Source organism: Deltaproteobacteria bacterium (assembly GCA_020848905.1).
Lineage (GTDB): Bacteria > Myxococcota_A > Polyangia.
Genome location: JADLHG010000045.1, coordinates 41,942 through 65,415, shown reverse-complemented (window position 1 = coordinate 65,415; position 23,474 = coordinate 41,942). Strand labels below are relative to the sequence as shown.

Here is a 23,474-nt window from a genome sequence, read left to right as displayed (position 1 = left end):
GGGGCGCGAAAAACGTCCTACCCGCCGTTCGCGCGAAAGATCTCGGCCGCCCGCAGGTAGTCGATCGCGGTCTGTAGCTGGAAGTCCGCCAGCCGCGGCGTGGTCTCGCCCTTCGACGCCAGGGCCTTGCGCGCCTGCTCGTTGCGCAGGTGCCCGCGCAGGTCCCGCTCGCGCGTCACGCGCTCGGTGCGCACCACCGGCGCCGAGGGCTGCACGAGGATGTCCGGCTCGATGCCGTGCTCCTGGATCGACCGCCCCGCCGGCGTGTAGTAGCGCGCCACGGTGAGCTTGAGACCGGACCCGTCCTCGAGGTCGATGATCGTCTGCACGGACCCCTTGCCGAAGGTGCGCGTCCCGAGCACGGCGGCGCGTTTGTGGTCCTGCAGCGCCCCCGCGACGATCTCCGAGGCCGACGCGGAGCCGCCGTTCACGAGACACACCACTGGGAAGTTCTCGAGCGTCCCCTTCTTCTGCGCGCGCTCCACCTCGACCATGCGCCCGCCTTTCCCGGTGGTCTTGACGATGATGCCGCCGGGCAGAAAGAGGTCGGCCACCTTGATCGCCTGGTCCAGCAGCCCCCCCGGGTTATTCCGCAGGTCGAGGACCAGCCCGCGGAGCTTCCCCTTCTTCTGCAGCTCCTCGACGGCGCTCCGCAGGTAGGCGTCGGTTCGCTCCTGGAAGCTCTTGATGCGCACGTAGCCCACGCCCGGCGCGAGGAGCTTCGAGGTCACGCTCACCACGCGGATGAGGTCGCGCACCAGGCTCAGCTCGAAGGTCTTCGCGCCCCGACGGAGCTTCAGCCGAATGCGCGTCCCCCGCGCTCCGCGCATCGAGCGCACGGCCTCCTCCATGCGCAGGTCGCGGCTGCTCTTGCCGTCGATCTCCAGGATCTGATCTCCGGACTGCATCCCGCCCCGGTGGGCGGGCGTCCCCTCGAGCGGCGAGATCACCGTGAGCCAGCCGTCCCGCACCTCCACCTCCACGCCGAGGCCGCCGAACTCGCCCTGCGTCTCGGACTTCATCTGACGGTATTGATCGGGGGGCATGAAGACCGAGTGCGGGTCGAGGCTCTCCAGCATTCCCTTGATGGCGCCGTGCACGAGCTTGCTGTCGTCCACGTGCTCCACGTAGTTGTTCTCGACGTAGGTCAGCACGCGCGCGAAGAGGTTGAGCTTGCGATAGGGGCTGTAGCTCCTCGGCAGGGCGCTCGCGGCTCCGAGCAAGAGCATCGCCACGAGCGCGGCGACCACGCCGCCGCAGAAGAAGGCCGACCCACGGAGCTTGCGCATCAAACCCTCCAGAGAATGCGGTCAGTATAGTAGATCGCAGGGGGAGACGCCCGGCGAGGCCCCAGGGGCCCTTTGGCGGGTTAGCGCGCGGCGAGCCAGGGCGAGGGATCGAGCGCCCGCTGGCCTTCGCGGAGCTCGAAGTAGGCCGCGGGCAGGCCGCTCAGCGGGTCGGTCCCCGCCAGCCCGAGCGTCCAGCCCTCGTCCACGTGCGCCCCGGGCTTGACCTGCACGTGACCGAGGAGGCCGTAGACCGTGTAGTAGCGACCCGGGTGCTCGAGCACCACGAGCTGACCGAGCCCCGCCATCGGCTGCGTGACCCGCACGGTCCCCGCGGCCACCGCGCGCACCGGCGCCCGCGACGCGGGGCGGAAGATGAGACCGCTTTGCAGGGCCGACAGGCCGCTCTCCCGATCCACCGCCTGGCCGAAGCGCCCCGCGATCGGCCCCGCGACGGGCCGGGGGAGGCGCCCCTTCTGCGCGAAGAGGCTGCTCCGCCCGAGCAGGCGGTACCCGAGGCGCTGGATCGTGTCGAGGAGCGCGCGCTCCCGCGCCCCGAGCTGGCCGAGGAGAGCCTGTCGCAGCCGACGACTCCGACGGACCTTGGCGAGGAGCCGCTTCTGCTCCTGCTCCGCGGCCTCGAGCCCCGTCCGCTCGCGCTCGAGCTGCGCCACGAGGACCGTCCGCCGCGCCTGTTGCTCGACGAGCTGCTTGCGCTCCGCGGCGAGGAGCGCGAGCTCGCGTCGATAGGTCCTGAGCTCCTCGACGTCCTGACTCACGAGCCGGGAGAAGATCGTCGCGCGCTGAAACACGTCGCCCGCGCCGGAGGCCTCGACGAGGAGCCGCAGGCTTCCGCCGCGCGAGAGGCGGTAGAGCGTGCGCAGACGCTTCTGCAGGAGCTGCCGCCGCTCGTCGAGGCGGCTGGCGAGCGCGGTCATCTTGCGCACCCCTTCGGCGAGCTGATAGCGCACGAGCTCCTCTTGCTGCCGGAGCTCCTCCAGGGCGGCGCGGCGGCTCGTCACCTGCTGCGCGAGCTGGTCGAGGGCGGCGAGAGACGCGCGCTCCTTCTCGAGCAGCACCGTGAGCTCGGCCGCCGAGGACGCGCGGCTGGAGAGACAGAGCGTCGCGAGGACGAACGCGACGGCGCGCACCCTCCGCACGTCACACCTCAAGGTGTCGCCCCACGGCCAGCCCGCTGCCGAGCACGCCGAGCAGCGCGGCGCCGCCGATCCCGACGAGCAGCTCCGGCGCGCCGAAGAAGGCGAGCGGCGTGTGGCTCACGAGCGCACCGAGAGCCTCCGCCACGCGCGGGGCGGCGCTGCGGAAGAAGGCGAAGAGCACCCCCCAGGCGAGGAGCGCCGCGCAGAGCCCTTGCAGCGCGCCCTCGATGAGAAAGGGCATGCGCACGAAGCCGTCCGTCGCGCCGACGAGCTTCTGGATCTCCACCGCGTCGCGCCGCGCGTAGACGCCGAGGCGAATCGTGGTGGCCACGACGTAGAGGCAGGCGGCCATCACGAGCAGCGCGAGCACGAGTCCCGCGTGCCGTACGAGGCCCGCGAGGGTCCCGAGCTTGTCGGCCCACTGCCCGAGGTAGTCCACCTCCGCCACGCCCGGAGCGCTCGAGAGCACCGCTAGCAGCGGCTGCAGCCGTTCGCGGTCGAGCCCGGGCTGGAGCCGCACCTCGAGCGAGGCGGGGAGAAAGGCCGGGTCCACCTCGGAGAGGAGCTCGGCGCGCGGCCCGAGGCTCTGCTTCAGCCGCGCGAAGGCCTCGGCCGAGGTCACGCGGCGCACCGACTCGACCTCCGGACGACCGGCGAGCAGGCGCTCGAGAGCCGCCGCGCGCTCGTCGCCGGTCCCGGAGCGCAGGGCCACGCTGAGCTGGGTCCCCGCCCCCCAGTGATGCGTCAAGCGCCCCACGTTCAGCACGAGCAACGCCACGCCACCGAGGAGCACGAGGGTGACGGTCAACGTCCCCGTGGCCGCGAGCTGCACGAAGGGACCGGCCTGGATCCCCCGCAGCGCCTGACGCAAGAAGTACGGGAGCTGCCGCATCAGGAGGCCACCTCGAGGAAGGCCGCCAGGCCGAGCGGCTCCAGGGCCGGGCGAGGCCGCGACACCTCGACGGGCGCACGCGCCCCGGCGAGCACCCCTTCGACACGACCGGCCGCGAGCTGGATCACGCGCGTGGCCGCCGCGTGCTCGACCACCATCGGGTCGTGCGTCGCGAGCACCACTGTCGTCCCGCGCCGCGCGATCTGGTCGAGCAGGTCCAGGATGTCGTGCGACCGCTCCGGGTCCAGGTTCCCCGTCGGCTCGTCGGCCAGCACGATGGCCGGCTCTCCGACCACCGCGCGCGCGATGGCCACCCGCTGCTGCTCGCCGCCCGAGAGGACCCCGACCCGCGTCGGGGCCGCGTCCGAGAGCCCCACGGCGGCGAGCGCCTCGAGGCTGCGCCGCCTCACCTCGCGGCCCCCGAGGCCACGGATCTCGAGCGCCACGGCCACGTTCTCGAGCGCGGTGCGCTCCTTGAGCAGCTTGAAGTCCTGAAAGACCACCCCGATGTTGCGACGGAGGTACGGGATCGATCCGCGCCGCAATCGCGAGATGCTGCGCCCGGCGAGCAGAATCTCGCCCTCGTCGGGGCGTTCGGCGGCGAAGATCGTGCGCAGGAGCGTCGTCTTGCCCGCCCCGCTCGGCCCGGTGAGGATCACCAGCTCGCCCTTGCGGATGTGGAGCGTCACGCCCTTGAGCGCCGCCACCTGCGACCCAAAGGTCTTGCTCACGTCCCGGAGCTGGATCATGTCCCGGGGGTATCACGCGCGCGAGGCGTGGGCAAAAAAATGGCCGCTTTGGCCCACCCCGGTAGAATCGACCGATGCGCCGCGTGCTCTGGCTCGTGCTGATCGTCGGTGCCGCGGGCTGCCGGCGCCCCGGCGCTCCGACGGGAGGGGCGGGCAGCGCCGCGGGGCCGACCGAACGCACCGCCGCGCCGCCGATGGACCCGGCGGTGGCCGCCCTCGAGCGCCGGGTGCGGGAGCTCGAGACGCGCGGGACTCTGCCCGACGCGAAGCGGGTGGCCGAGGCGCTCGCCGCCGTGCCCGGACGAGACCTCCGGGGTCCCGCCGGACCACCCGGGCCCCCCGGACCCTCCGGACCGGCAGGCCCCCGCGGAGAGACCGGGCCCACGGGGCCCACGGGGCCGAAAGGGGAAGCCGGACCGGCCGGGCCGACCGGCGAACGCGGTCCTCCAGGGCCCCAAGGACCGCAGGGGCTGCAGGGTCCTCAAGGAATCCAGGGCCCAGCGGGGCTTCGCGGACCCGAGGGACCGGAAGGGCCCGCCGGCGGTTACGGGGACAAGCGCCGGGTCTACGGCGTCTCCGCGCAGCTCAGCCTGGGACCCGGCCTGTCGGGCGCCGCCCTCGCCGCCTGCCGCGAACCCCGGGATCTATGGATCAGCGGGAGCTGCTCGGCCGACCCTGCCTGGCTCGGCGCGCTGAATCAGGCCGGAGGCGCGGACGTGGAGACGCCGGACCGCGCCGCCTCCTGGCGCTGCGAGTACCGGAACCTTTCGACCACGGCTCCCCTCCGCATCACCGCGCGCGTCTTCTGCCTCGCGCGTCGTTAGGGCCCCGAAGTATCTCGCCCTCTCCGTCGAGCGCGCGCTGAACGTCACCCGATCGTCACCGACCGGCTCGGCCGAAAACATTTTTCTTATGACGATTTATCACTGCATCCGGTCGAGCTGCGCCCCGCCGAGCGTTTCGAGTCGCGCCGCCGCCTCCGCGCCGCGCGAAAAAATGGTGCGAACTATCCCCAGCCGATCTCTGCCCGGTTAAGCTGCGGAGCTTCCATTCGCTTTGCGCAGCGACCCACAAACTTATCCACAAGGAACACACAAGCCGTTGGGGCCGCGGGCGCAGCTTGCCACAAGATGTAGTGCAAAAAATATTGACGGGTGTGATCCAGGGCAGTACATCAGGACCAGGCCACTTCGGCCCTCCAAACAACACGTTCGAGACCATAGAATCCAGCGCTCCGCGTCGCGGGGAGTGCTGCATCGGGATCGTTTTCCGTCGAACCTAGCGGGAGGAAGCATGCTGGAGAAGCGGACTGAGACAGTGGGAAGCGACAACGGCCGCAGCGTGAAGGGCGAGCAGAAGGAACCGCGCCGTGCGGGTCTCCGGATTGAACGCTACTTCACCACGGCGGGAGTCGACCCGCTGGACGAGGTGGAGTGGGAAATTCGGGACGCGATGATCTCCGGCGCGGACGGCGAGGTGGTCTTCGAGCAGCGGGGCGTCGAGGTCCCGCGCTCCTGGTCCCAGATGGCCACCAACGTGGTGGTCCAGAAGTACTTCCGCGGCGTCCTGGGCACGCCCGAGCGCGAGCGCAGCATCCGGCAGCTCATCACGCGCGTCGTGAAGTCCATCACGCGGTGGGGGACCGAACAGCGCTACTTCGCGAGCCCGGCCGACGCCCAGACCTTCTCCGACGAACTCGCGTACCTGCTCGTCACCCAGCGCGCCTCGTTCAACAGCCCCGTTTGGTTCAACGTGGGCGTGGAAGAGGCGCCGCAGTGCTCCGCGTGCTTCATCAACGCGGTGGACGATACGATGGAGTCGATCCTCGAGCTGGCCAAGACCGAGGGGATGCTCTTCAAGTGGGGCAGCGGGACGGGGACCAACTTCTCGTCGCTGCGTTCCTCGCGCGAGCACCTGGCCGGCGGCGGGCTCGCCTCGGGTCCCGTCTCCTTCATGCGCGGCTTCGACGCCTTCGCGGGCGTGATCAAGAGCGGCGGCAAGACGCGGCGCGCCGCGAAGATGGTGATCCTGAACGCCGACCATCCGGACATCCTCGAATACATCTGGTGCAAGGCGCGCGAGGAGCGCAAGGCCTGGTCCCTCATCGACGCGGGCTACGACGGCTCGTTCACCGGCGAGGCCTACAACTCGATCTTCTTCCAAAACTCGAACAACAGCGTGCGCGTCACCGACGAGTTCATGGAAGCCGTGATGAAGGACCGGGAGTGGCACCTGCGCTCCGTCACCACCGGTGACGTGGTGGAGACCCTCCCCGCGCGCAAGATCATGCGCGCCATCGCGGACGGCACGCACCAGTGCGGCGACCCCGGGATGCAGTTCGACACCACGATCAATAGCTGGCACACCTGCCCGGGCACGGCGCGCATCAACGCCTCGAATCCCTGCTCGGAGTACATGTTCCTCGACGACAGCGCGTGCAATCTGTCGAGCCTCAACCTGCGCAAGTTCCAGACGGAGACCGGCTCGCTCGACGCGGCGGCCTTCCGTCGGGCGGTGGGCGTGATGGTGCTGGCGCAGGAGATCATCGTCGACAACGCGAAGTACCCGACGAACAAGATCGCCATCAACAGCTACAAGTACCGGCCGCTCGGCCTCGGCTACGCGAACCTGGGCGCGCTCCTGATGAGCCGCGGCCTCCCCTACGACAGCGACGCAGGCCGGGCCTACGCGGCGGCCGTGACGGCGCTCATGCACGGCGAGGCGAACCGCATCTCGGCGCTGGTCTCCGCGGACCGCGGCCCCTTCGAGGGCTACAGTCGCAACGCGCAGCCCATGCTGGCCGTGATGGAACGGCACCGCCGGAACGTGGACCTCATCGACTCGGCTTACGTCCCTTACGATCTGATGGAGACCACGCGCCAGGTCTGGACGGACGTGGTGACCCTCGGCAAGGCGCACGGCTACCGGAACGCGCAGGTCACGGTGCTGGCTCCGACGGGGACGATCGGCTTCATGATGGATTGCGACACGACCGGCATCGAGCCGGACATCGCGCTCGTGAAGTACAAGAAGCTCGTCGGCGGCGGCGTGCTCAAGCTCGTGAACCAGACGGTCCCCGAGGCGCTCGACCGGCTCGGCTACAACGAGCAGCAGGTGAAGGGCATCGTGGGGCACGTGGACGACAAGGGGACGATCGAGGGGGCGCCGCACCTGCTCGAGGAGCACCTGCCGGTCTTCGACTGCGCCTTCCAGCCGCAGGGGGGGAAGCGCTCGATCGGGTACATGGGCCACATCCGGATGATGGCCTCGGTCCAGCCCTTCCTGTCGGGGGCGATCTCGAAGACCGTCAACATGCCGCAGAACGCGACGGTCGAGGACATCGAGGACGCGTACCTGCAGTCCTGGCGGCTCGGGCTGAAGGCCATCGCGATCTACCGCGACGGGTGCAAGCGGGCGCAGCCGCTCTCCACCGGGAAGGACCAGCAGGCGGAGGCCGAGGCGCAGAAGCTCAAGGGGCCCCCGCAGGCCGTGCGCCACAAGCTGCCGGCGGAGCGCCGGAGCCTGACGCACAAGTTCAGCGTCGGTGGGCACGAAGGCTATCTCACGGTCGGGATGTACGAGGACGGCCGCCCCGGCGAGATCTTCACCGTGATGGCCAAGGAGGGGAGCACGATCAGCGGGCTCATGGACAGCTTCGCCACGGCGATCTCGCTGTCGCTGCAGCACGGGGTGCCGCTCACGCTGCTCGTGGACAAGTTCTCGCACACGCGCTTCGAGCCGTCGGGCTACTCCGACAACCCGGCCATCGGCTACGCGAAGTCGATCATGGACTACATCTTCCGGTGGCTCGGCACGAAGTTCCCCGACGGACGGTACGCCGAGCAGCAGGTCCTGCCGGGGATCGAAGCGCCGGCTCCGGCGGCCCCGGCGAGCCCGCCCGTGCAGCTCGAGCTGGGCAAGCCCTTCGTGGCCGAGATGGACGCCCCTCCCTGTCACGAGTGCGGCTCGATCATGGTGCGCTCCGGGGCCTGCCATAAGTGCGTGAACTGCGGCGCCACGAGCGGCTGCAGCTAAGACCTTCCCCTGCCCGAGTGGCCTTCGCGGCCACGCGCGGCCTCTTCGGCCAATGGTTCCAGACGCCACTGCCCTCTCGAAGTCAGAGAGGCGCCGCCGCCGGGCTCTGCCCGAAGCCCGGGTCATTCCGCCGATCGTCCTCTGGCACGAGCGTTGCTCACTGCCGTGCGCACATCCACCCCGGCAACCAGGAGGAGCGCCATGGCGCGCGGCACGTTCATCTCTTCGAAGCTCAGGCTCTGGCTCGGACTCTCCATGCTGTGCCTGACGCCCGCCTGCGGCGGCATCGGACCCGAGGACGGAGTCGAGGGGCCGGAGGGGCAGCGCACCGTCGCTCGCGCTCTCTTCTACAAGCTGGACGGCGTGGCGGTCGACGTGGACGACGCCAAGAAGTACGACGTGAGCTGGGACGACAGCTACAACACCGGGCCCGCTCCCGACGTGGATGGGACCGTCACGATCGGCTACTACGACAAGACCCAGCCCCTCGGGGGCATGGAATTCAGCGCCTACCTTCCGGTGGTGAAGGACAGCTACAACCCCGAGTGGAACTTCACGAGCGACAAGACGCTCACGCGCGAGCACCTCAAGCAGAAGGAGAGCTGGCCCAACCGCATCAGCTGGAACTTCCTCTCGAACGACGAGGCGTCGCCGCGGGTCCGTCTCACCGCGCAGGACCGGGACCTCTGGTTCTCGGGGAGCGACACGATCGACACCTGCCTCGCCAAGATCACCCCCGACCTTCTCGCGCAGGTGGACGTACCGGCCGACGCGAAGACCCCCTGGGCCGGCTGGATCACCGTCGAGGGGAGCAGCTGTGTCAACTCGTCCTACACGGGTAGAATGATCCGCTTCCGCATCCACCTGTCGCCGGCCGACGCCGTGGTGCAGACCGAAGACGGTCCCCGCTAGGCCGAGTCTCCCTCGTCGCCCGCGAAGCTCCTCGCCGCTCGCTGAGCTCCCTCGCGCCAGACCGACCCACGCTCCTCGGGAACTTCCTCCTTCGTCCGGTGTCACGTCTCACAGCGCCGGTCTTCCGAAGGAGCCACCATCATGGGTTGCCTCGAACGTCGCCCCGCACGCGCGGGACGAAGGGTCGTGCCCTGTCTCGTCCTCGGGTTCGCGATGGTCGCCACCAGCGTCGAGGCGCCGATGGCCGGGCCCGCCAGAGCCGCGCTGCCGCCACGAGCCGCCGTCGGAGCCCACGTCGTGGGACCGCGCGTGCTCGTGGCCGGGGGACGGGCCACGCTGCGGGCGCTCGTGCACTGGAGCACCGCCCCCGAGGTGAGCGGCGCGCTCCCCGGCGCCACCGCCGAGCTCGCCCTGCTCGACGGAGCCGGGCCACCGCGCCCGCTCGCTCGCGCGGTGACGGACAGCCACGGCAGCGCGCAGCTGGCCTTCCTCCTACCGAACCTCTCGCCGGGCGACCGCCAGCTCGTGCTGACCGTCTCCCACGCCCTCGGCACCGACCGCCACCAGGCCACCGTCCGCGTCATCGCCGGCGCACGCGTGCTCCTCGCCACCGACAAGCCGCGCTATCAGCCGGGCCAGACGGTCCACCTGCGGGCGCTGGCCCTGCGAGGGCAGGACCTCCGCGCGCTGGCCGGCCGGCCGATGGAGCTCGTGGTTCGCGACCCGAAGGGAAACCTCGTGCACCGGCATCGAGGCCCCACCTCGCGCTTCGGCGTCGCCTCCACCGATTTCATCCTGGCCGACGAGGTGAACCTCGGGGACTACCGGCTCGAGGCCGTGCTCGACGGTCTCGAGGAGTCCCGCGCGACGAAGGCGGTGCGCGTAGAGCGCTACGTCCTGCCGCGCTTTCGCGTGGAGGTGGAGAGCGAGCGCCGCGCCTACCGCCCCGGGGAGACGGTCCACGGCACCGTGCGCGCCCGCTACTTCTTCGGCAAGCCGGTCACGGCCGCCCGCGTGAAGCTCGACGTGTTCGAGAACCGCTCCGGCGCCACGGTACGTCAGACGGTGCCGCTCGGCCCGACCGACGCCGAGGGACGGCGCCCGTTCCGCGTGATCCTGGGCTCGCGGCTCTCGGGTCCCTCGCGCGCCTCGCACGAGGTGCGCCTGGTGGCCACCGTGGTCGACACCGCGCAACAGGAGGAGGCCGGAGACCTCTCCCTGCCGGTGACCGACGAGCTGCTGCGCGTGAAGCTCCTGCCCGAGGGGCGGGCCCTGGTCCGCGGGGTGCGTAACCGCGTCTTCGTCCTCGCCGGGTATCCCGACGGCCAGCCCGCGCCCCGCACCTCCGTCGAGCTGCGCGTGGGAGGGCGGCGCCTGCTCGCCATGACCGACGAGCTCGGCACGGCTACCCTCGAGGTCACGCCGCCGCGTCCTCCAGGCGCCACCACGCTCGCCCCCCGCACTCTGCGCCTCGAGCTCGCCGCCACCGACCCGCGCGGCGAACGCGAGCAACGCACCGAGGAGCTCCCCGTGGTCGACGACGGCCTCCTCGTGCGTCCGGCGAAGTCTCTCCTCGACCCCGGCGAGCCGGCCCAGGTGGAGGTCCTGGACGGCCTCGCCCCGCGCCGCACGCTCGCCCACCTGGATCTGGTGAAAGACGGCCAGGCGATCGCGAGCACCAGCGCCCCACTCGTCGCCGGACGCGCGCGCCTGACGCTGCCGATCCCGCCCGAGACCTCCGGGCTGCTCGAGCTCCGCGCGCACGTCGTCGGCCCCAAGGCCCGTCGCCGGAGCCACACCGCGCTCCTCTACGCCGAGGCCGCGACCGAGCTCCGGGTGACCGCCCGGGCGGATCGGTCGGTCTACCGTCCCGGCGAGCGCGCGCGCATCCACTTCCAGGTGGTCAGCAGCCGCACCAACGAGGGGACCGAAGCCGCGCTCGGGCTCCTCGCCGTCGACGACGCTCTCGTGGCGCTCGGCGGCCTGGACCGCACCGACGCGCGCCTCTTCTTCGCCCTGTCGGAGAGCGCCCGCCGGGGCTCGGCCGCGACGAGCGACCGCCCGGGGGGACGCGATCTCGCGAGCTGGCTGGCCGACCGCTCGTCGGCCGATCGGAGACGCCGCGCGGTCCAGCTCCTGCTCGCGGCGGTGAGCCCGGAGCGCAGCTCCCTCTGGGAGACCGACCCGTGGAGCGAGCGCGCCGTCCGCTGGCGCGCCCAGGCCGGCCGGCTGACCCACGCCGTGCGGACTCTGATGGAGCGCGAGCCCGTCGGGCGCGAGACCCCCAAGGGCTGGCGCTTTCGCGCCGACCTCGTCCGTCGCCTCGTGGCGCTCGGGCTGGCGGATAGCAGCGCCGCCCTCGACCCCTGGACCCGCCCTGTGCGCCCCTGGCACCTCCAGCAGTTCGACGCGCACTTCACCTTCGCGCGGCTCGCGGACGCCCAGGCCTCCCGCCGCCTCTCAGCTCTCTACGAGGTGCTGCAGGACCGCTGGGAGTCGCTCTCCCTCCCGCGCGAACGCGTCCCCCGCCTGGCCCGCCGCTTCTGGCCGGTTCGTCTGCCGAAGGAGCTCGTCTCGCGCCTCGGCCAGGTCGGCAAGCTGCCCTCGCACACGCTCCTCGACCCGTGGGGACGGCGCTACGAGATCCGCTTCGACGCGCAGACCTTCTACAACCCCTACGGCTCGAACCTCGTCTCGCGCTACGTCATCTTCTCGCGCGGCCCCGACGGGCTGCCGAACACGCCGGACGACGTGCTCCCCCCGGGGCCTCGCCGGACCGACCCACGCATCCTTCGCGACCCCCAATCCCCGCGCATCAACCTCGCGGCCGCACCGATCGTGCGCCAGCTCCTGGCCGGCCAGGCCTACGGACGCATGAGCGCGGGGAGCCTCGGCCTCTACGGCGTGGGCGCGGGGGGCGGTGGCTACGGGCGGGCCTTCGGCTACGGTGGCCTGGCCCTCGCCGGCGCGGGGGGGATGCCCGACCGTGTGCGAACTAACTTTCCAGAAACATTGTTCTGGAATCCAGAGATCATTACCGACCGCCAGGGGCGCGCGACCGTCGAGGTCCCGCTCGCCGACAGCATCACCACCTGGCGGCTCTTCGCCACCGCCTCTTCCGCCGACGGCCTGCTCGGCCAGACGGAGCTCCCCCTGCGCGTCTACCAGGACTTCTTCGTGGAGCTCGGGCTCCCCACCGCGCTCACCCAGGGCGACCGGCTGAGCGTGCCGGTCACGATCTACAACTACGTCAAGCAGCGCCAGCGCGTGACCCTGCGCCTACGCGCCTCGGCCGGGATCTCTTCGCTCGGACCGCTCGAGCAGACGGTCGAGCTCAAACCCGACGAGGTGGCGGTCCGGCACTTCCCCGTGGAGGCCCGCGGCCTCGGTTCCCAGGACCTCACCATCGAGGCGCGGGGCGCCGCGCAGCACGACGCGGTCCGGCGCAGCACCCGCGTGGAGCCCGACGGCCAGGAACGCGTCGCCAGCCGTTCGGGGGCGCTGACCCGGGAGGTGACGCAGGAGGTGACGCTCCCCTCCACGGCCATCGCCGGCACCGCGCAGCTTCGTCTCACCATCTCGCCGGGACCCATGAGCCAGACCCTGGAGGGGATGGAGGGGATGCTTCGCATGCCCCACGGCTGCTTCGAACAGACCTCATCGACCCTCTACCCGAACCTGCTGGTCCTCGACTACCTGCGGCAGGCGCGGAAGAGTTCGCCCACCATCGAGCGCAAGGCCAAGGAGTTCATCTCGGCCGGCTACCAGCGCCTGCTCTCCTTCGAGGTCCGAGGGGGCGGCTTCTCCTGGTTCGGCAGCGCCCCCGCGAACCGCATCCTCACGGCCTACGGCCTGATGGAATTTTTCGACCTCGCGCGCGTGCACACCGTCGATCCGCAGGTCATCGCCCGCACGCAGGAGTGGCTCGTCCGGCAGCAGCGCAGCGATGGAAGCTGGGGGCCGGACAGGCAGGCCATCCACGAGGGCGTGACGAACGAGTACGCCCGGGATCTGCTCCGCATCACTGCGTACATCGCGAATGCGCTCCAGCACTCGGGGTACCGGGGCCCTGCCCTGGCGCGCGCCTTGCGCTACGTGACCTCGCGCGCGGAGCAGGCCGAGGACCCCTACACCCTGGCACTGCTCGGCACGCTCCTCGGCCCCCGCGGCGGAGGCGTTGCGGGTCGGGTTCTAGACCGCCTCTGGGCCCTCCGGCAGGAAAACGAACGTGGCATCTATTTCGAGGGGCCGCGCTCCAGCCTGACCTACGGGGCGGGCAAGAGCGCGCTGCTCGAGGCCACGGCGCTGGGCGCCACGGCCTTCCTGGCGGCGAACCGCGTGAACCTGCAGACCGGCCGGCTCATGGACACGCTCGTGGCCAGCAAGGACAGCTTCGGGAGCTGGCACTCCACGCAGGCCACGATCTTGTCACTCAAGGCCCTGCTCCTGCAGCAGCGCTTGCAGCGGGCCCGGGTGAAGGGGTCCGTGGAAGTGCTGGTAGACGACACGCTGCGACGGCGCGTGACGCTCGACGGCGAGGACACCTCGCACGTGGTGGAGCTCTCGTCCCACGTGCGTCCGGGGCGTCAGCGGGTCACGCTGCGCTTCCAGGGCGAGGGACGGGCGCTCTATCAACTCGTCGCGCGTCACCACGTCCCCCGCACCGACCGGGCTCCCGCTCCCGCACCAGGGCTCCAGATCGCCACCCGGCTCGCGCAACCGCGCATCCAGCCGGGCCAGACCACCACCCTCGAGGTCAACGTGGCCAACACCAGCCGTCGCGCGGTGGAGATGCCGCTCCTCGCGGTGGCCCTCCCGCCGGGCGTAGCGGTGGAGGAGGAGGACCTCACGCGCCTCGTGCGAGCCGGCACCGTGGACAAGGTGCAGCGCCAGGGGAACCAGGCCCTGCTCTACCTCTCGCGGCTTGGGCCCGCGGAGCGGCTCCGCCTCACGGTGCGGCTGCGCGGCCAGTACCCGGCGCGCGTGCAGACGCCCCCCTCGGCGATCTACGAGTACTACCGGCCCGAGCACCGCGCGGAGACCTCGCCCCTCACGCTCCAGGTCCTCTGAGCCCGCCGGAACGGCGGACGCTTAGATCGAACACGGCCCTCGCGCGTTACCACCTCCCGAGGCCGCCTTCGCCGCGGCGAAACCACCCCTGGTCCCTCGAGGTGAACGCATGTCCCGACGCACCCCGCTCGTCCGCACGGCAGGGCTTGGGCTCCTCGCCGCTCTGCTTCTCACCCCCAACGCCGGAGCCGCCGACCAAGGGCCCGCCGTCACGAACGGCGGCTACCTCCGCACGCAGGGCCCCCCCGGCAAGACCGTGGCCCTGCCGCTCAAGCACACCGACGTGCGCGCCGAGGTCTCGGGGGTCGTGGCGCAGGTCGCCGTCACGCAGCACTTCCACAACCCCTTCGGCAAGGCCATCGAGGCGGTCTACGTCTTCCCGCTGCCCCACCGCGCGGCGGTCCACGCCATGACCATCCACGTCGGCACGCGCGTGATCCGGGGCGTGGTGAAGAAGCGCGCGGAGGCGCAGGCCGTCTACGACAAGGCTCGCTCCGAGGGGCGGACCGCCGCGCTTCTCGAACAGGAGCGGGACAACGTCTTTACGCAGTCCATCGCCAACATCCTTCCCGGCGACCAGATCCGGGTCGAGCTCTCGTACGTCGAGGCCCTCGTCCCCGAGGGGGGCCGCTACGAGTTCGTCTTCCCGATGGTCGTCGGACCGCGCTACGTGAGCGGCGGCGAGCCCACCGGGCAGAAGAGCGGCAGCGGCTGGGGGACCGACACGACCCGCGTGCCGGACGCCTCGCGCATCACCCCCCCGCTCCTCGAGAAGGGGCTCCGCCCGGGGCACGACATCTCGGTCCGGCTCACCGTGCACAGCGGCTCGGCTCTGCGCGGGCTCCAGGTCGTCTCGCACCGCGCCTCGGTCGCCGCGAAGGGCGCGTCATCGACGGTCACGCTCGACCGGCGCGACCGCGTCCCGAACAAGGACTTCGTGGTGCGCTATCGCCTCGCCGGCGACCGCCCCGAGGCCACGCTCCTCTCGCACCGCGACGCCAAGCAGGGCCACTTCCTGCTCATGATCCAGCCCAAGGCCAAGATGCTCCCCGCGGACATCGCGCCGCGCGAGTACGTCTTTGTGGTCGACAACTCGGGCTCGATGTACGGCACGCCGCTCGCCCAGGCGCAGGCCGTGGTGCGGCGCCTCCTCTCCCAGGTGCGCGAGCGGGACACCTTCCAGATCATCAAGTTCGCCGGAATGCCCGACCAGTTCGCGCCGGCCGCGGTCGCCGCGAGCCCCACCAACGTGGCCGCCGGGATCCAGTACGTGGCCAGCATGCGCGGCGGTGGCGGCACCGAGTTCCTCCCCGCGCTGCGGCTCGCCCTCGAGGCGAAGAAGGACCCCTCGCGCGCCCGCATCGTGCTCTTCGTCACCGACGGCTACATCGGGTACGAGGCCCAGGTGCTGCGCTTCCTGCGCGAGCACGGCAACGGCGTGAACCTCTTCGCCCTCGGCGTGGGCTCCTCGGTGAACCGGATGCTCATCGACGGGATGGCCCGCATCGGCGGCGGCGAGCCCTACTACATCCTGCACCGCGAGAAGCCACAGAAGGTGGTGGACCAGATCTTCTCCACGCTCTCGCGACCGGCCCTCACCAGCGTGGCGCTCGACTTCGGCGGCCTGAAGGTCAAGGACCTCTCGCCGTCGGCGGTACGCGACCTCTTCGCGGACAAGCCGATCGTCGTGGTGGGCCGCTACGACCAGGGGGGCGCGGGCACCGTGACGGTACGCGGCCGCCTCGCGGGGGCGCCGTTCGAGCAGAAGCTGGCCGTCACGCTGCCGGACGCGCCGACGAGCGCGCACGCGGCCATCCCGTTGCTCTGGGCCCGCCAGACGCTGATCGAGCTCACTGACCTCGAGGCCGTCACTCCCACCCCGAGCTCCACGTTCGAGCGCACCATCACGCAGACGGCCCTGCGCTACGGCCTCGTCTCCAAGTACACCGCCTTCGTGGCGGTGGACACGGTGGTGCGCAATCAAGGCGGCCAGCAGGAGCGCGTGGCCGTGCCGGTACCTCTGCCCGCCGGCGTCTCCGAGCGCGCCGCCCCGCGCGCGGCCTATGTGCGGAACGTGCCGCTGGGTCCCGCGCCGGCGACGGCGTCCCCGGTGATGGGCTCGGCCCGACTGTCTCGTCGCAGCGCGGATGGCCCCGTCTACGGCGGGACCGGCTACGGCCGCGGGTACGGCGGGCGCGGCCGCATCGCCCATCGGCAGGCCTCGGCGCCTGTCGCCGCCACCGAGCCAAGCATCCGGCTGGATGGGCTTCTGCCTGGCCGGCGCAGCCACGCCTCGGGCAAGGCGGCGCGGGAAGCGGGAGAAGAGCTTGGCGGCAGTGGCGACGCCGACCGGACAGGCAAGAAAGCGCGCCCGAAGAAGGCCAACTGGGCCGAGCTGGCCGTCGTCGGCTCCCCGCAGGTGAGCGGCCTGCGCTCCACTATCGAGCGCACGCAGCTCGGCGAGGCGATGGCCCGGCTCGTCCGTGAGGTGGGCCGCCGGCTGGGGGTGCAGGCTCGGGCCCTGCGCGGGCGTTTCAGCATGACGCTGCACGTCGGAGCGGACGGTCGCATCACCTCGCTGCGCCTGGCCGGTCACGCCGCCGCGGCCGAGCCCCTCCGCACGGAGCTTCAGCGGCTGCTCGTCGGGCGCCGCCTGACCGCGGCCGGGTCGCCGGCCAAAGTCCACCTGCTCCTCGTCCTAAGCTAGGCGCACCTCCCACTCTCCCCCACACAATGCCGCACCTCGTCGAGAAATCGCCGAGACAAAAGACGACCGCCGACCCTTTCGGTCCTTCTCGGGCACGCCGCTTCCGCGTAGCATGGGTTTTTCAGCGGCGACCAGCGAACAACTCGAGGACGGAAGAGCATGCGGAGCGCGCGGCAGGCGGATGGGGCGTCTTCTCGACACGGCACGGTCCTGTCGCTCTTCGGCGCGAAGGGGGGCAGCGGCGCCACGACGCTCGCGGTGAACCTCGCTGGCGCGGCGCACGCCGAACGTGGCCGGACCGGCGCACGCGTGGCCCTCGTAGATCTGGACCTGCAGACCGGCGATGTGCTCGCGCAGCTGGACCTCACGGGACGCTTCTCCCTCGGTGATGCGTTCCAGGAGCTCGGCCGCCTGAGGGCCGAGCAGCTCCCGTTGCTCCTGCCGCAGCACCCGAGCGGCCTCTACGTGCTGGCCCAGTCGGACCACCCGCTGCACGCCATTCAACCGACGGCCGCCGCGACGGTCGAGCTACTGGCCCTGCTGCGCCGCGCGTTCGACCTCGTGGTGATCGACGGGCTTCGGGACCTCGGCGCGACCTCCCTCGCGGCCCTGGATCAGACGGATCGCATCCTGCTGGTGCTCACGCCGGACGGTCCGTCGATCAAGAGCGGCCGGAGAAGCCTCGACCTCCTGCAGCAGCTCGGCCTCGGAGCGCGGGTCAAGGTCGTGCTCAACCGGTGGCACGCGGCACACGATCGACCGGCGCAGAGCGTGGCCGCCGAGCTCGGCGCCACCGTGGACGCGTTCGTGGAGAACGACTTCCCCACCGTCATCGGCGCGGCCAACCAGGGCCGGCTGCTCCTCGAGACCGCCCCCGACGCCGCCGTGACGCAGGCCATCCGGCAGCTCGCTCGGCAGGTGGGGCAGCGTCCCCGTCGGCGCACCAGCGAGTCCGGCCTCGGACAGCTCGCCCCGGTCGCTGGAGACCAGTGACCCCAGACCGCCGGCGCCTCACCCTCGGATCCTAACGATCCCAAGATCCTACCCGGGCGACACCGCCCCTCCACACGGGCATAGATCCTGCTTTTCGACAGGAGCATGCGCACCGCGGTGTTCACGGTCCTGTTGGCCACGCTGGTCTCGTCCTCGGCCCAGGCCGGCAGGCTGGCCGTGGAAGGTCCGCTGCGCGAGATCTCGTCCGAGGAGTGGTCGCGCACGCAGGAACGCGTGGTAGCTCCGCTCCTCGAGCGCGTCGCGAATGGCGAGTGGGCCCTGCGCGCGACGAGGCTCGAGGCGCCGCTCGGACGCGGCCTGGCGCTCGCCGCGGCGCTACACCAGGGACTGCTCTCGATCGGAATCGCCTCGGAGACCTCGTGCGAGCCGGCCCGCTGGAGCCTGGCCCAGCGCGCTCCCGAGGGAAGCGAGCTCAGCGTGCGGCTCCCCGCCGGCCTGACGGCAAGCCAGCACGACGCCGCGACCGCCACGATCTCGCGCCTCCTCGCGCGCTGATTCCCCCTCGCTCTCCGGATCGACGGTCCCTTTGACCGCCTGCAGCGGACGTGCTGCAATGAGCGGCGATGCGATTGGCCCACCTCAGCGATCTGCATCTCTCGCGCTACGGCGAAACCGGCACCTGGACCCAGCGCGGCGAGGACGAGGAGGGCTGGGAGCAGCTCCACGCCTGGCAGCGCTGGAGCATCGAGGGGCTCAAGGACAAGAAGAACCGCCCCGACCGGGTGCGCCTCGTGGACCCGGAGGGCGTGGTCCACTGGGTGAAGGGGTGGCCCAAGAAGGACGACAAGCTGATCGGCTCCATGCTCTCGCTGGCCATGGAGCGCCACCTCACCTCCTCGGAGAATCTGATCAAGAACCGCCCGGCCCCCGAGGATCTCTCGGCGCTGCTGAAGGTGGACCGGCACAACACCAACCTGCTCTTCCTTAACCTCCTCGAACACCTCCAGCGCCTGACGCCCGAGGTGATCGTCCTGACCGGCGACATGACGGACAACGGCTTCGGCTACGCGCTCATCGAGCACTATCTGAAGCCCTGGATCGACCGGCACCGGCTGCTCGTCGTCCCCGGCAACCACGACACCTACGAGATGTTCCCGCGCAAGGGGCGCAAGGCGCGCATCGCCCTGCGCGAGGATGGCTACAAGTCGTTTGCGGAGCACGTGGAGTGTCAAGCCAACGAGACGGGCGCGTACCTGCGCTACGTGGGAGACGTGGCCGTGGTGGGGCTGAGCTCGTGCAAGGCGCCGATCACGATCCTGAGCGCGAGCGGGGAGGTCACCGAGGACCAGCTCACCTGGCTGCGGCAGCTCGGCACCGACCGCATCTTCGCCAGCGCGCGGCTGCGCATCGCGCTTTTGCACCACCACATCCTGCGCATGCCCTTCGAGCTCACGGGGCGCCAGCCGATCGAGATGGGGATGCGCCTGCGTAACGCCGCGGAGGTGATGCGGGCGTGCACCGAGTCCGGTATCAACATGGTATTCAACGGGCATCGGCACCACGGCTACATGGTGCAGCTCCCGGGCATGCCGTCGGTGATCTCGTCGCCGTCGTCGACGCTCGGATGCAAGTCCACCGACATGCGCTACGTCTGGATGGTGGACCTGGCCGCGCGCTACCCCTTCCCGGTAGCCTTCCCCATGAACGGTCGCTACCGCGGCATGGACATCCCCGAAGCGACGCAACCCAAGTCCCCCTCCGAGTGAGCAACCGGGCTCGCGGCCTGGCCGCCGGAACACCGAAAGCCGGAGCCCCGGGGACCGCGCGGCCGACGCGCGTCCCGCTGGTTCCAGGCCCTTAGCCGCTTCGCGCCCTGGTACGGGGGTTGCCCTCTCGTAGAGCGTCACGAGGGGAAGGACCCGTCCGTGCACCTCTCGCCCCTTCGGGGCCTCCGACATCGCGCGCTCGCCTGGAAGCTCGTCGGGGCGCTGGCCGCGCTCGCGCAGGGCCTCGTCGCGGCGGAGACGCGGGCCGCGGATACGCGAACCACCCCCAGCACGACCACCGCGGCCGAGCGGCTCGTACGCTACCTGGAGGCCGAGGGCGTCACGACCGTCTTCGGCGTGCCGGGCGAGGAGACGCTCTACCTCATCGACGCCTTGCGCCGCTCGCCCACGATCCGCTTCGTGCTGGCCGGCAACGAGCAAGGCGCGTCCCTCATGGCCACGGGCTACGCGCGAGCCACCGGCCGCCTGGGCGTGGTGCTCTCGACGCTCGGCCCGGGAGCGACGAATCTCGTCACTGGCGCGGCGAACGCGCTCTCGGAGAACGTGCCGCTCCTGCTCATCACCGGGCAAGGGCCCATCGAACGCCCCGAGGGCTATCACCAGAAGCTGTCCCTCACGCGGCTCTTCCGTCCGGTCACGCGGCTCTCGCTCGAGGCGCGCCGACCTGGCTCGGTCGTGGCCACCGCGCGCAAGCTCGTGGCGGCGGCGCTGGCGAACCCGGGGCCCGTGCACCTGTCGCTCCCCGCGGCGGTGGCGGGTGCGTCCGTCTCGACCCGCGGCTCCCTCGCCCGAGCGCCCGCTCCAAGGCGCGCGCTCCCCGACGAGGCCAGCCTCGAGACGGCCGCCGCGCTCCTGCGGGATGCGAAGTGCCCCGTGATCCTGGCCGGAGACGGCGTGCTGCAGGAGCTCGCCGGACCCACGGCTCGCCGCGTGCGCGCCTTCGCCCGGCTCCACGGGCTCCCGCTGGTCCCGTCGGCCATCGCCAAGGGGATGTTCCCGTCGAGCGACGCGCTCGTCGTGCCGCCGCTCGACGCCTTCGCCCGGGGGAAGGCCGCCGAGCTCCTGAAGCAGTCCGACCTGATCTTCACGGTGGGGTATCACCCGACGGAGATCTTCGACCCGAAAACCTTCAACCCCGGCGGCCGAGCCCGCATCGTGCACCTCAGCCCGCAGGCCTTTCCCGCAGAGCACCGCGTGACGGGGTTCGACCTGGCGGTGGCGCTGAAGACGGGGATCATCGAGGGCCTGAACGCGCTGCACGGCAAGCTCGGCGAGTATCGCGCCCCCGAGGCGGCGCGCGAGGCGGCCCACGCCCTGCGCGTGCGACACGCCGCGGAGCTCGCCCCGTATCTGGCCGGCGAGGGTGACGCGCCCATCAAGCCCCAGCGCATCATGGCCGAGCTCCGGCGCGCCCTCGACGCGGCCGAGGCGGGCGGCGCGCGCGCGATGGTCTTCGGGGACGTGGGCCTCAACAAGGGCTTCCTGACCCAGTGGCTCGAGGTGCGAAAGCCCGGCGAGGTGATGGTGCCGAACGGGCTCTCCACCATGGGCGTGGCGCTCCCCGCGGCCATCGGCGCCCAGGTTGCGCGCCCCGAGCTCAAGGTCTTCGCGGTGAGCGGAGACGGCGGCCTCATGATGAACGTGCAGGAGCTGGCCACGGCCGCGCAGCAGCGCCTGCCCGTCGTGCACGTCGTGCTCCTCGACCGGCGGCTGGGCCTCATCGAGAACCACCAGCTCCGCAGCGGCCTCGTCCCCGCGGCAGTGGAGGTGCCGGCGCTGAACCTGCGCGCGCTGGCCCAGGGCCTCGGCGCCAAGGGCTACGTCGTGAGGAGCGCGAAAGAGCTCGGCCCGCTCATCCGGCAGGCTCTGCTGCGTGAAGGCCCGACGCTCATCGGCGTGCCCGTGGACTACGGCGAGGCCCAGGCCGCCGCGGCGCAGCTCGGTCAGTCGGCGGGCTCCCAGAGCCGCGGCCCCGCCGAGCCCACCGTCCGCGCCCTCGCCCCGCGTCCCGCTAAAGCTTCGCGTCGCGCCCGTTGACAAGCGCCGCCCCGGATGCTAATTCGCCATAGGTCTGGGGCTGTAGCTCAGCTGGGAGAGCGCTAGAATCGCACTCTAGAGGTCGCGCGTTCGATCCGCGTCAGCTCCACTTCGTTCCGACGACAACCGCCTAATCAGTGGTTGCTCGTACGCCCGGTGGGAAGGGTTGCCGGCAAGCTAGCTTCCCACCGGGCGTCTACTCTCCGCCTACAACAAGACGCAGCATTCGCCGCGCCGTTCCTTCATGTGCCGCCGTCGCGTCAACGTATGCCTCTTGCGACCGCAGATCTCCGTGTCCCAGGTCAGCTTGCAGATCTCTCCGTGCCGCGCCCTCCGCGGCCCCGAGGGATGCCCACGTTCCGCGCAAGCCATGCGGGCACACTACCTGAACCTCAGCCTCGTCACACAGGCGCCGCGTCACCTTCCGCAGCCACGTCTTCCCGCGCGCGCCTCCCGAGGAGCCACCAGGGAAAAGCCACGCAAGCGGCGCGCGTCCCTTCACATGCGCCCGCAGGACCGTAGCCACCGGCTCGCCAACCCACAACGTTCGCCGTCGGGAAGGACGCTTCACCGTCGCCCCTAGTTGCTCGTCGATCCACAAGAGGAGCCCTCGGCCGCCTACGTCGTCCACGTCACGCACGCGCCGCTGTAGCAGCTCCCCAGCGCACGCCCCCGTCGAGAGAATCACGGCCACGGCAAGGCCACCGTCGTCCCCCTCGGCGGCGCGCCGCACCGCATGCGCGAGCAGCGCACGCGCTTCCGCTCCTCGTAACTGCAGCTTGCCCTTGTTGGCGCGGCCCACCTTCTCGATCCCGTCGGCAGGTGACGCGCGCAACCACCCTTGCTTGACGCACCAGCCGAAGAAGTCTCGCACCGCGGCGAGCTCTCCATGATGCGTCGCCACCGAGCACTGCGGCTTAGCTTTCAGGAACCTCCCCGAACCGCTACGTTGCTCGTACCAGCGACACAGCTCCTTGTTCGTGACGCCTTCGATTGACCGGCGTCCGTCGCCGAGGATGCGCCGCAGCCTCCCCGAGACGAGGCTTGCCGAGCTCGGCCGATTGCCGCGCTCTCTCACCTGGTGCAGCTCGAACAGGGCGATTGCCTCGCTCACGGTCGTTCCCTTGTCGATTTCCCGCCGCAACTTCTCTGCGGCGTCGAGCGCGCGTACCTCGCTCCGAAACGTCTTAGCAGTGCGTCCGCGCTCTCCTTCCCCGGCGACGACAACCCGCCACCGTCGGCACCCTCGCTTGTCGTGCTCGAGGGTTGGTCCCCAGACATACTTTGGCTTCGCTTCCATCGCGATCTCCGTCGCGACGGCTCACTTGCGGCGCCGAGCCTATCACGGGCCTCGGAGAGCACTTCGGCGAGCATCGTCGCACCATCGGGGAGCTCGAGCACGTCGAGCACCTCCCGCATGATTCGAACGTGCTTCACCGTTGAGCACCGCAGTCGGAGAGCCAGGCGGCGATCGCAGCCCGCGAGAGCAGGTACCTTGTCCCGAGTCGCCGGTGTGGGATGACGCCGGCGAGAAGCCAGCGATAGAGGGACTTCGGGTGCATGCGCAGGAGCCGCGCCGCTTCTGGGACAGTAACCCGGTCGGAGGGTCCGCGAACCTCGTGTGCTTCTTCCATGAGTACCTCGCCTGTTCTCATGTCCTCTAGCAGGGGTTCGCGGGGACAGCGCTGGACACTTGCAGATCGTCATGTGTCCACCCTCCGGCGTCCGCGCGTGCGCTGTCGCGCCTTCCGCGCCGCCTCGGGACTCTGAGGGGGGCTGAAGGGAGAGTCCCACCGACTGGCAACAGCCCGACAGATCTCGAGCGCTACGTTCTCGGGCAGCTCATACCGCTCTCGCAGGTGGTCTAGGAGTGGTCCCCAGAACC

At 70.9% G+C, this 23,474-nt stretch carries 15 protein-coding genes and 1 tRNA gene; 10 read left to right on the top strand and 6 right to left on the bottom strand.

All coding sequences use genetic code 11. From position 1 onward, the window contains the following. Window positions 1–17: 17 nt before the first annotated feature. From IT371_20245 to ftsE, 4 genes are all read right to left on the bottom strand, one after another. On the bottom strand, window positions 18–1,289 hold the full coding sequence (locus IT371_20245) for a S41 family peptidase (protein MCC6750007.1): 1,272 nt from the start codon (window positions 1,287–1,289) through the stop codon (window positions 18–20). A gap of 80 nt (window positions 1,290–1,369) precedes the next feature. Next, window positions 1,370–2,437 (bottom strand): peptidoglycan DD-metalloendopeptidase family protein, encoded by a 1,068-nt coding sequence (locus IT371_20240; GenBank protein ID MCC6750006.1) that lies wholly within the window; start codon window positions 2,435–2,437, stop codon window positions 1,370–1,372. A 10-nt stretch (window positions 2,438–2,447) separates the two neighbouring features. Further along, window positions 2,448–3,338: an ABC transporter permease gene (locus IT371_20235; protein MCC6750005.1), complete on the bottom strand. Its 891-nt coding sequence runs from the start codon at window positions 3,336–3,338 to the stop codon at window positions 2,448–2,450. Beyond that, on the bottom strand, window positions 3,338–4,087 hold the full coding sequence (gene ftsE / locus IT371_20230; GenBank protein ID MCC6750004.1) for a cell division ATP-binding protein FtsE: 750 nt from the start codon (window positions 4,085–4,087) through the stop codon (window positions 3,338–3,340). Before ftsE ends, IT371_20235 begins: the two co-directional genes overlap by 1 nt. A gap of 194 nt (window positions 4,088–4,281) precedes the next feature. Here ftsE and IT371_20225 point away from each other — a divergent pair, with 194 nt between their 5' ends. The 10 genes from IT371_20225 (at window position 4,282) to IT371_20180 (ending at window position 21,698) form a co-directional block, all read left to right on the top strand. Further along, window positions 4,282–4,911: a hypothetical protein gene (locus tag IT371_20225; GenBank protein ID MCC6750003.1), complete on the top strand. Its 630-nt coding sequence runs from the start codon at window positions 4,282–4,284 to the stop codon at window positions 4,909–4,911. Between the two features lie 469 nt (window positions 4,912–5,380). Next, complete coding sequence (locus tag IT371_20220) at window positions 5,381–8,122, top strand: vitamin B12-dependent ribonucleotide reductase (protein MCC6750002.1); 2,742 nt, start codon at window positions 5,381–5,383, stop codon at window positions 8,120–8,122. 201 nt (window positions 8,123–8,323) lie between these two features. Beyond that, window positions 8,324–9,034 (top strand): hypothetical protein, encoded by a 711-nt coding sequence (locus IT371_20215; protein MCC6750001.1) that lies wholly within the window; start codon window positions 8,324–8,326, stop codon window positions 9,032–9,034. 141 nt (window positions 9,035–9,175) lie between these two features. Then, the gene (locus IT371_20210; GenBank protein MCC6750000.1) at window positions 9,176–14,104 is read left to right on the top strand and encodes a hypothetical protein; all 4,929 of its coding nucleotides are present in this window, start codon (window positions 9,176–9,178) and stop codon (window positions 14,102–14,104) included. A gap of 109 nt (window positions 14,105–14,213) precedes the next feature. Further along, window positions 14,214–16,811 (top strand): VWA domain-containing protein, encoded by a 2,598-nt coding sequence (locus IT371_20205; GenBank protein MCC6749999.1) that lies wholly within the window; start codon window positions 14,214–14,216, stop codon window positions 16,809–16,811. 159 nt (window positions 16,812–16,970) lie between these two features. Further along, the gene (locus IT371_20200; protein MCC6749998.1) at window positions 16,971–17,804 is read left to right on the top strand and encodes an AAA family ATPase; all 834 of its coding nucleotides are present in this window, start codon (window positions 16,971–16,973) and stop codon (window positions 17,802–17,804) included. Between the two features lie 105 nt (window positions 17,805–17,909). After that, window positions 17,910–18,320: a hypothetical protein gene (locus IT371_20195; GenBank protein MCC6749997.1), complete on the top strand. Its 411-nt coding sequence runs from the start codon at window positions 17,910–17,912 to the stop codon at window positions 18,318–18,320. A 68-nt stretch (window positions 18,321–18,388) separates the two neighbouring features. Continuing rightward, entirely contained in the window at window positions 18,389–19,531 is a 1,143-nt protein-coding gene (locus IT371_20190) for a metallophosphoesterase (protein ID MCC6749996.1), read from the top strand. Between the two features lie 159 nt (window positions 19,532–19,690). Continuing rightward, the gene (locus tag IT371_20185; protein ID MCC6749995.1) at window positions 19,691–21,589 is read left to right on the top strand and encodes a thiamine pyrophosphate-binding protein; all 1,899 of its coding nucleotides are present in this window, start codon (window positions 19,691–19,693) and stop codon (window positions 21,587–21,589) included. A 36-nt stretch (window positions 21,590–21,625) separates the two neighbouring features. Beyond that, window positions 21,626–21,698: transfer RNA gene (locus IT371_20180), tRNA-Ala, on the top strand. Between the two features lie 87 nt (window positions 21,699–21,785). On the opposite strand, the gene IT371_20175 is transcribed toward IT371_20180, so the two are convergent. Next, window positions 21,786–22,463: a site-specific integrase gene (locus IT371_20175; GenBank protein ID MCC6749994.1), complete on the bottom strand. Its 678-nt coding sequence runs from the start codon at window positions 22,461–22,463 to the stop codon at window positions 21,786–21,788. 559 nt (window positions 22,464–23,022) lie between these two features. Beyond that, window positions 23,023–23,223 carry a helix-turn-helix domain-containing protein gene (locus IT371_20170; GenBank protein ID MCC6749993.1) on the bottom strand — a complete coding sequence of 67 codons (201 nt, stop codon included), beginning with the start codon at window positions 23,221–23,223 and terminating at the stop codon, window positions 23,023–23,025. Window positions 23,224–23,474: the final 251 nt, after the last annotated feature.

What these genes read in the sequence shown, in the direction of transcription:
- IT371_20245 (MCC6750007.1), bottom strand. Translation starts at nt 1,289, where the DNA reads ATGCGCAAGCTCCGTGGGTCGGCCTTCTTCTGCGGCGGCGTGGTCGCC.
- IT371_20235 (MCC6750005.1), bottom strand. Translation starts at nt 3,338, where the DNA reads ATGCGGCAGCTCCCGTACTTCTTGCGTCAGGCGCTGCGGGGGATCCAG.
- ftsE (MCC6750004.1), bottom strand. Translation starts at nt 4,087, where the DNA reads ATGATCCAGCTCCGGGACGTGAGCAAGACCTTTGGGTCGCAGGTGGCG.
- IT371_20225 (MCC6750003.1), top strand. Translation starts at nt 4,282, where the DNA reads ATGGACCCGGCGGTGGCCGCCCTCGAGCGCCGGGTGCGGGAGCTCGAG.
- IT371_20220 (MCC6750002.1), top strand. Translation starts at nt 5,381, where the DNA reads ATGCTGGAGAAGCGGACTGAGACAGTGGGAAGCGACAACGGCCGCAGC.
- IT371_20215 (MCC6750001.1), top strand. Translation starts at nt 8,324, where the DNA reads ATGGCGCGCGGCACGTTCATCTCTTCGAAGCTCAGGCTCTGGCTCGGA.
- IT371_20210 (MCC6750000.1), top strand. Translation starts at nt 9,176, where the DNA reads ATGGGTTGCCTCGAACGTCGCCCCGCACGCGCGGGACGAAGGGTCGTG.
- IT371_20205 (MCC6749999.1), top strand. Translation starts at nt 14,214, where the DNA reads ATGTCCCGACGCACCCCGCTCGTCCGCACGGCAGGGCTTGGGCTCCTC.
- IT371_20200 (MCC6749998.1), top strand. Translation starts at nt 16,971, where the DNA reads ATGCGGAGCGCGCGGCAGGCGGATGGGGCGTCTTCTCGACACGGCACG.
- IT371_20195 (MCC6749997.1), top strand. Translation starts at nt 17,910, where the DNA reads ATGCGCACCGCGGTGTTCACGGTCCTGTTGGCCACGCTGGTCTCGTCC.
- IT371_20190 (MCC6749996.1), top strand. Translation starts at nt 18,389, where the DNA reads ATGCGATTGGCCCACCTCAGCGATCTGCATCTCTCGCGCTACGGCGAA.
- IT371_20170 (MCC6749993.1), bottom strand. Translation starts at nt 23,223, where the DNA reads ATGGAAGAAGCACACGAGGTTCGCGGACCCTCCGACCGGGTTACTGTC.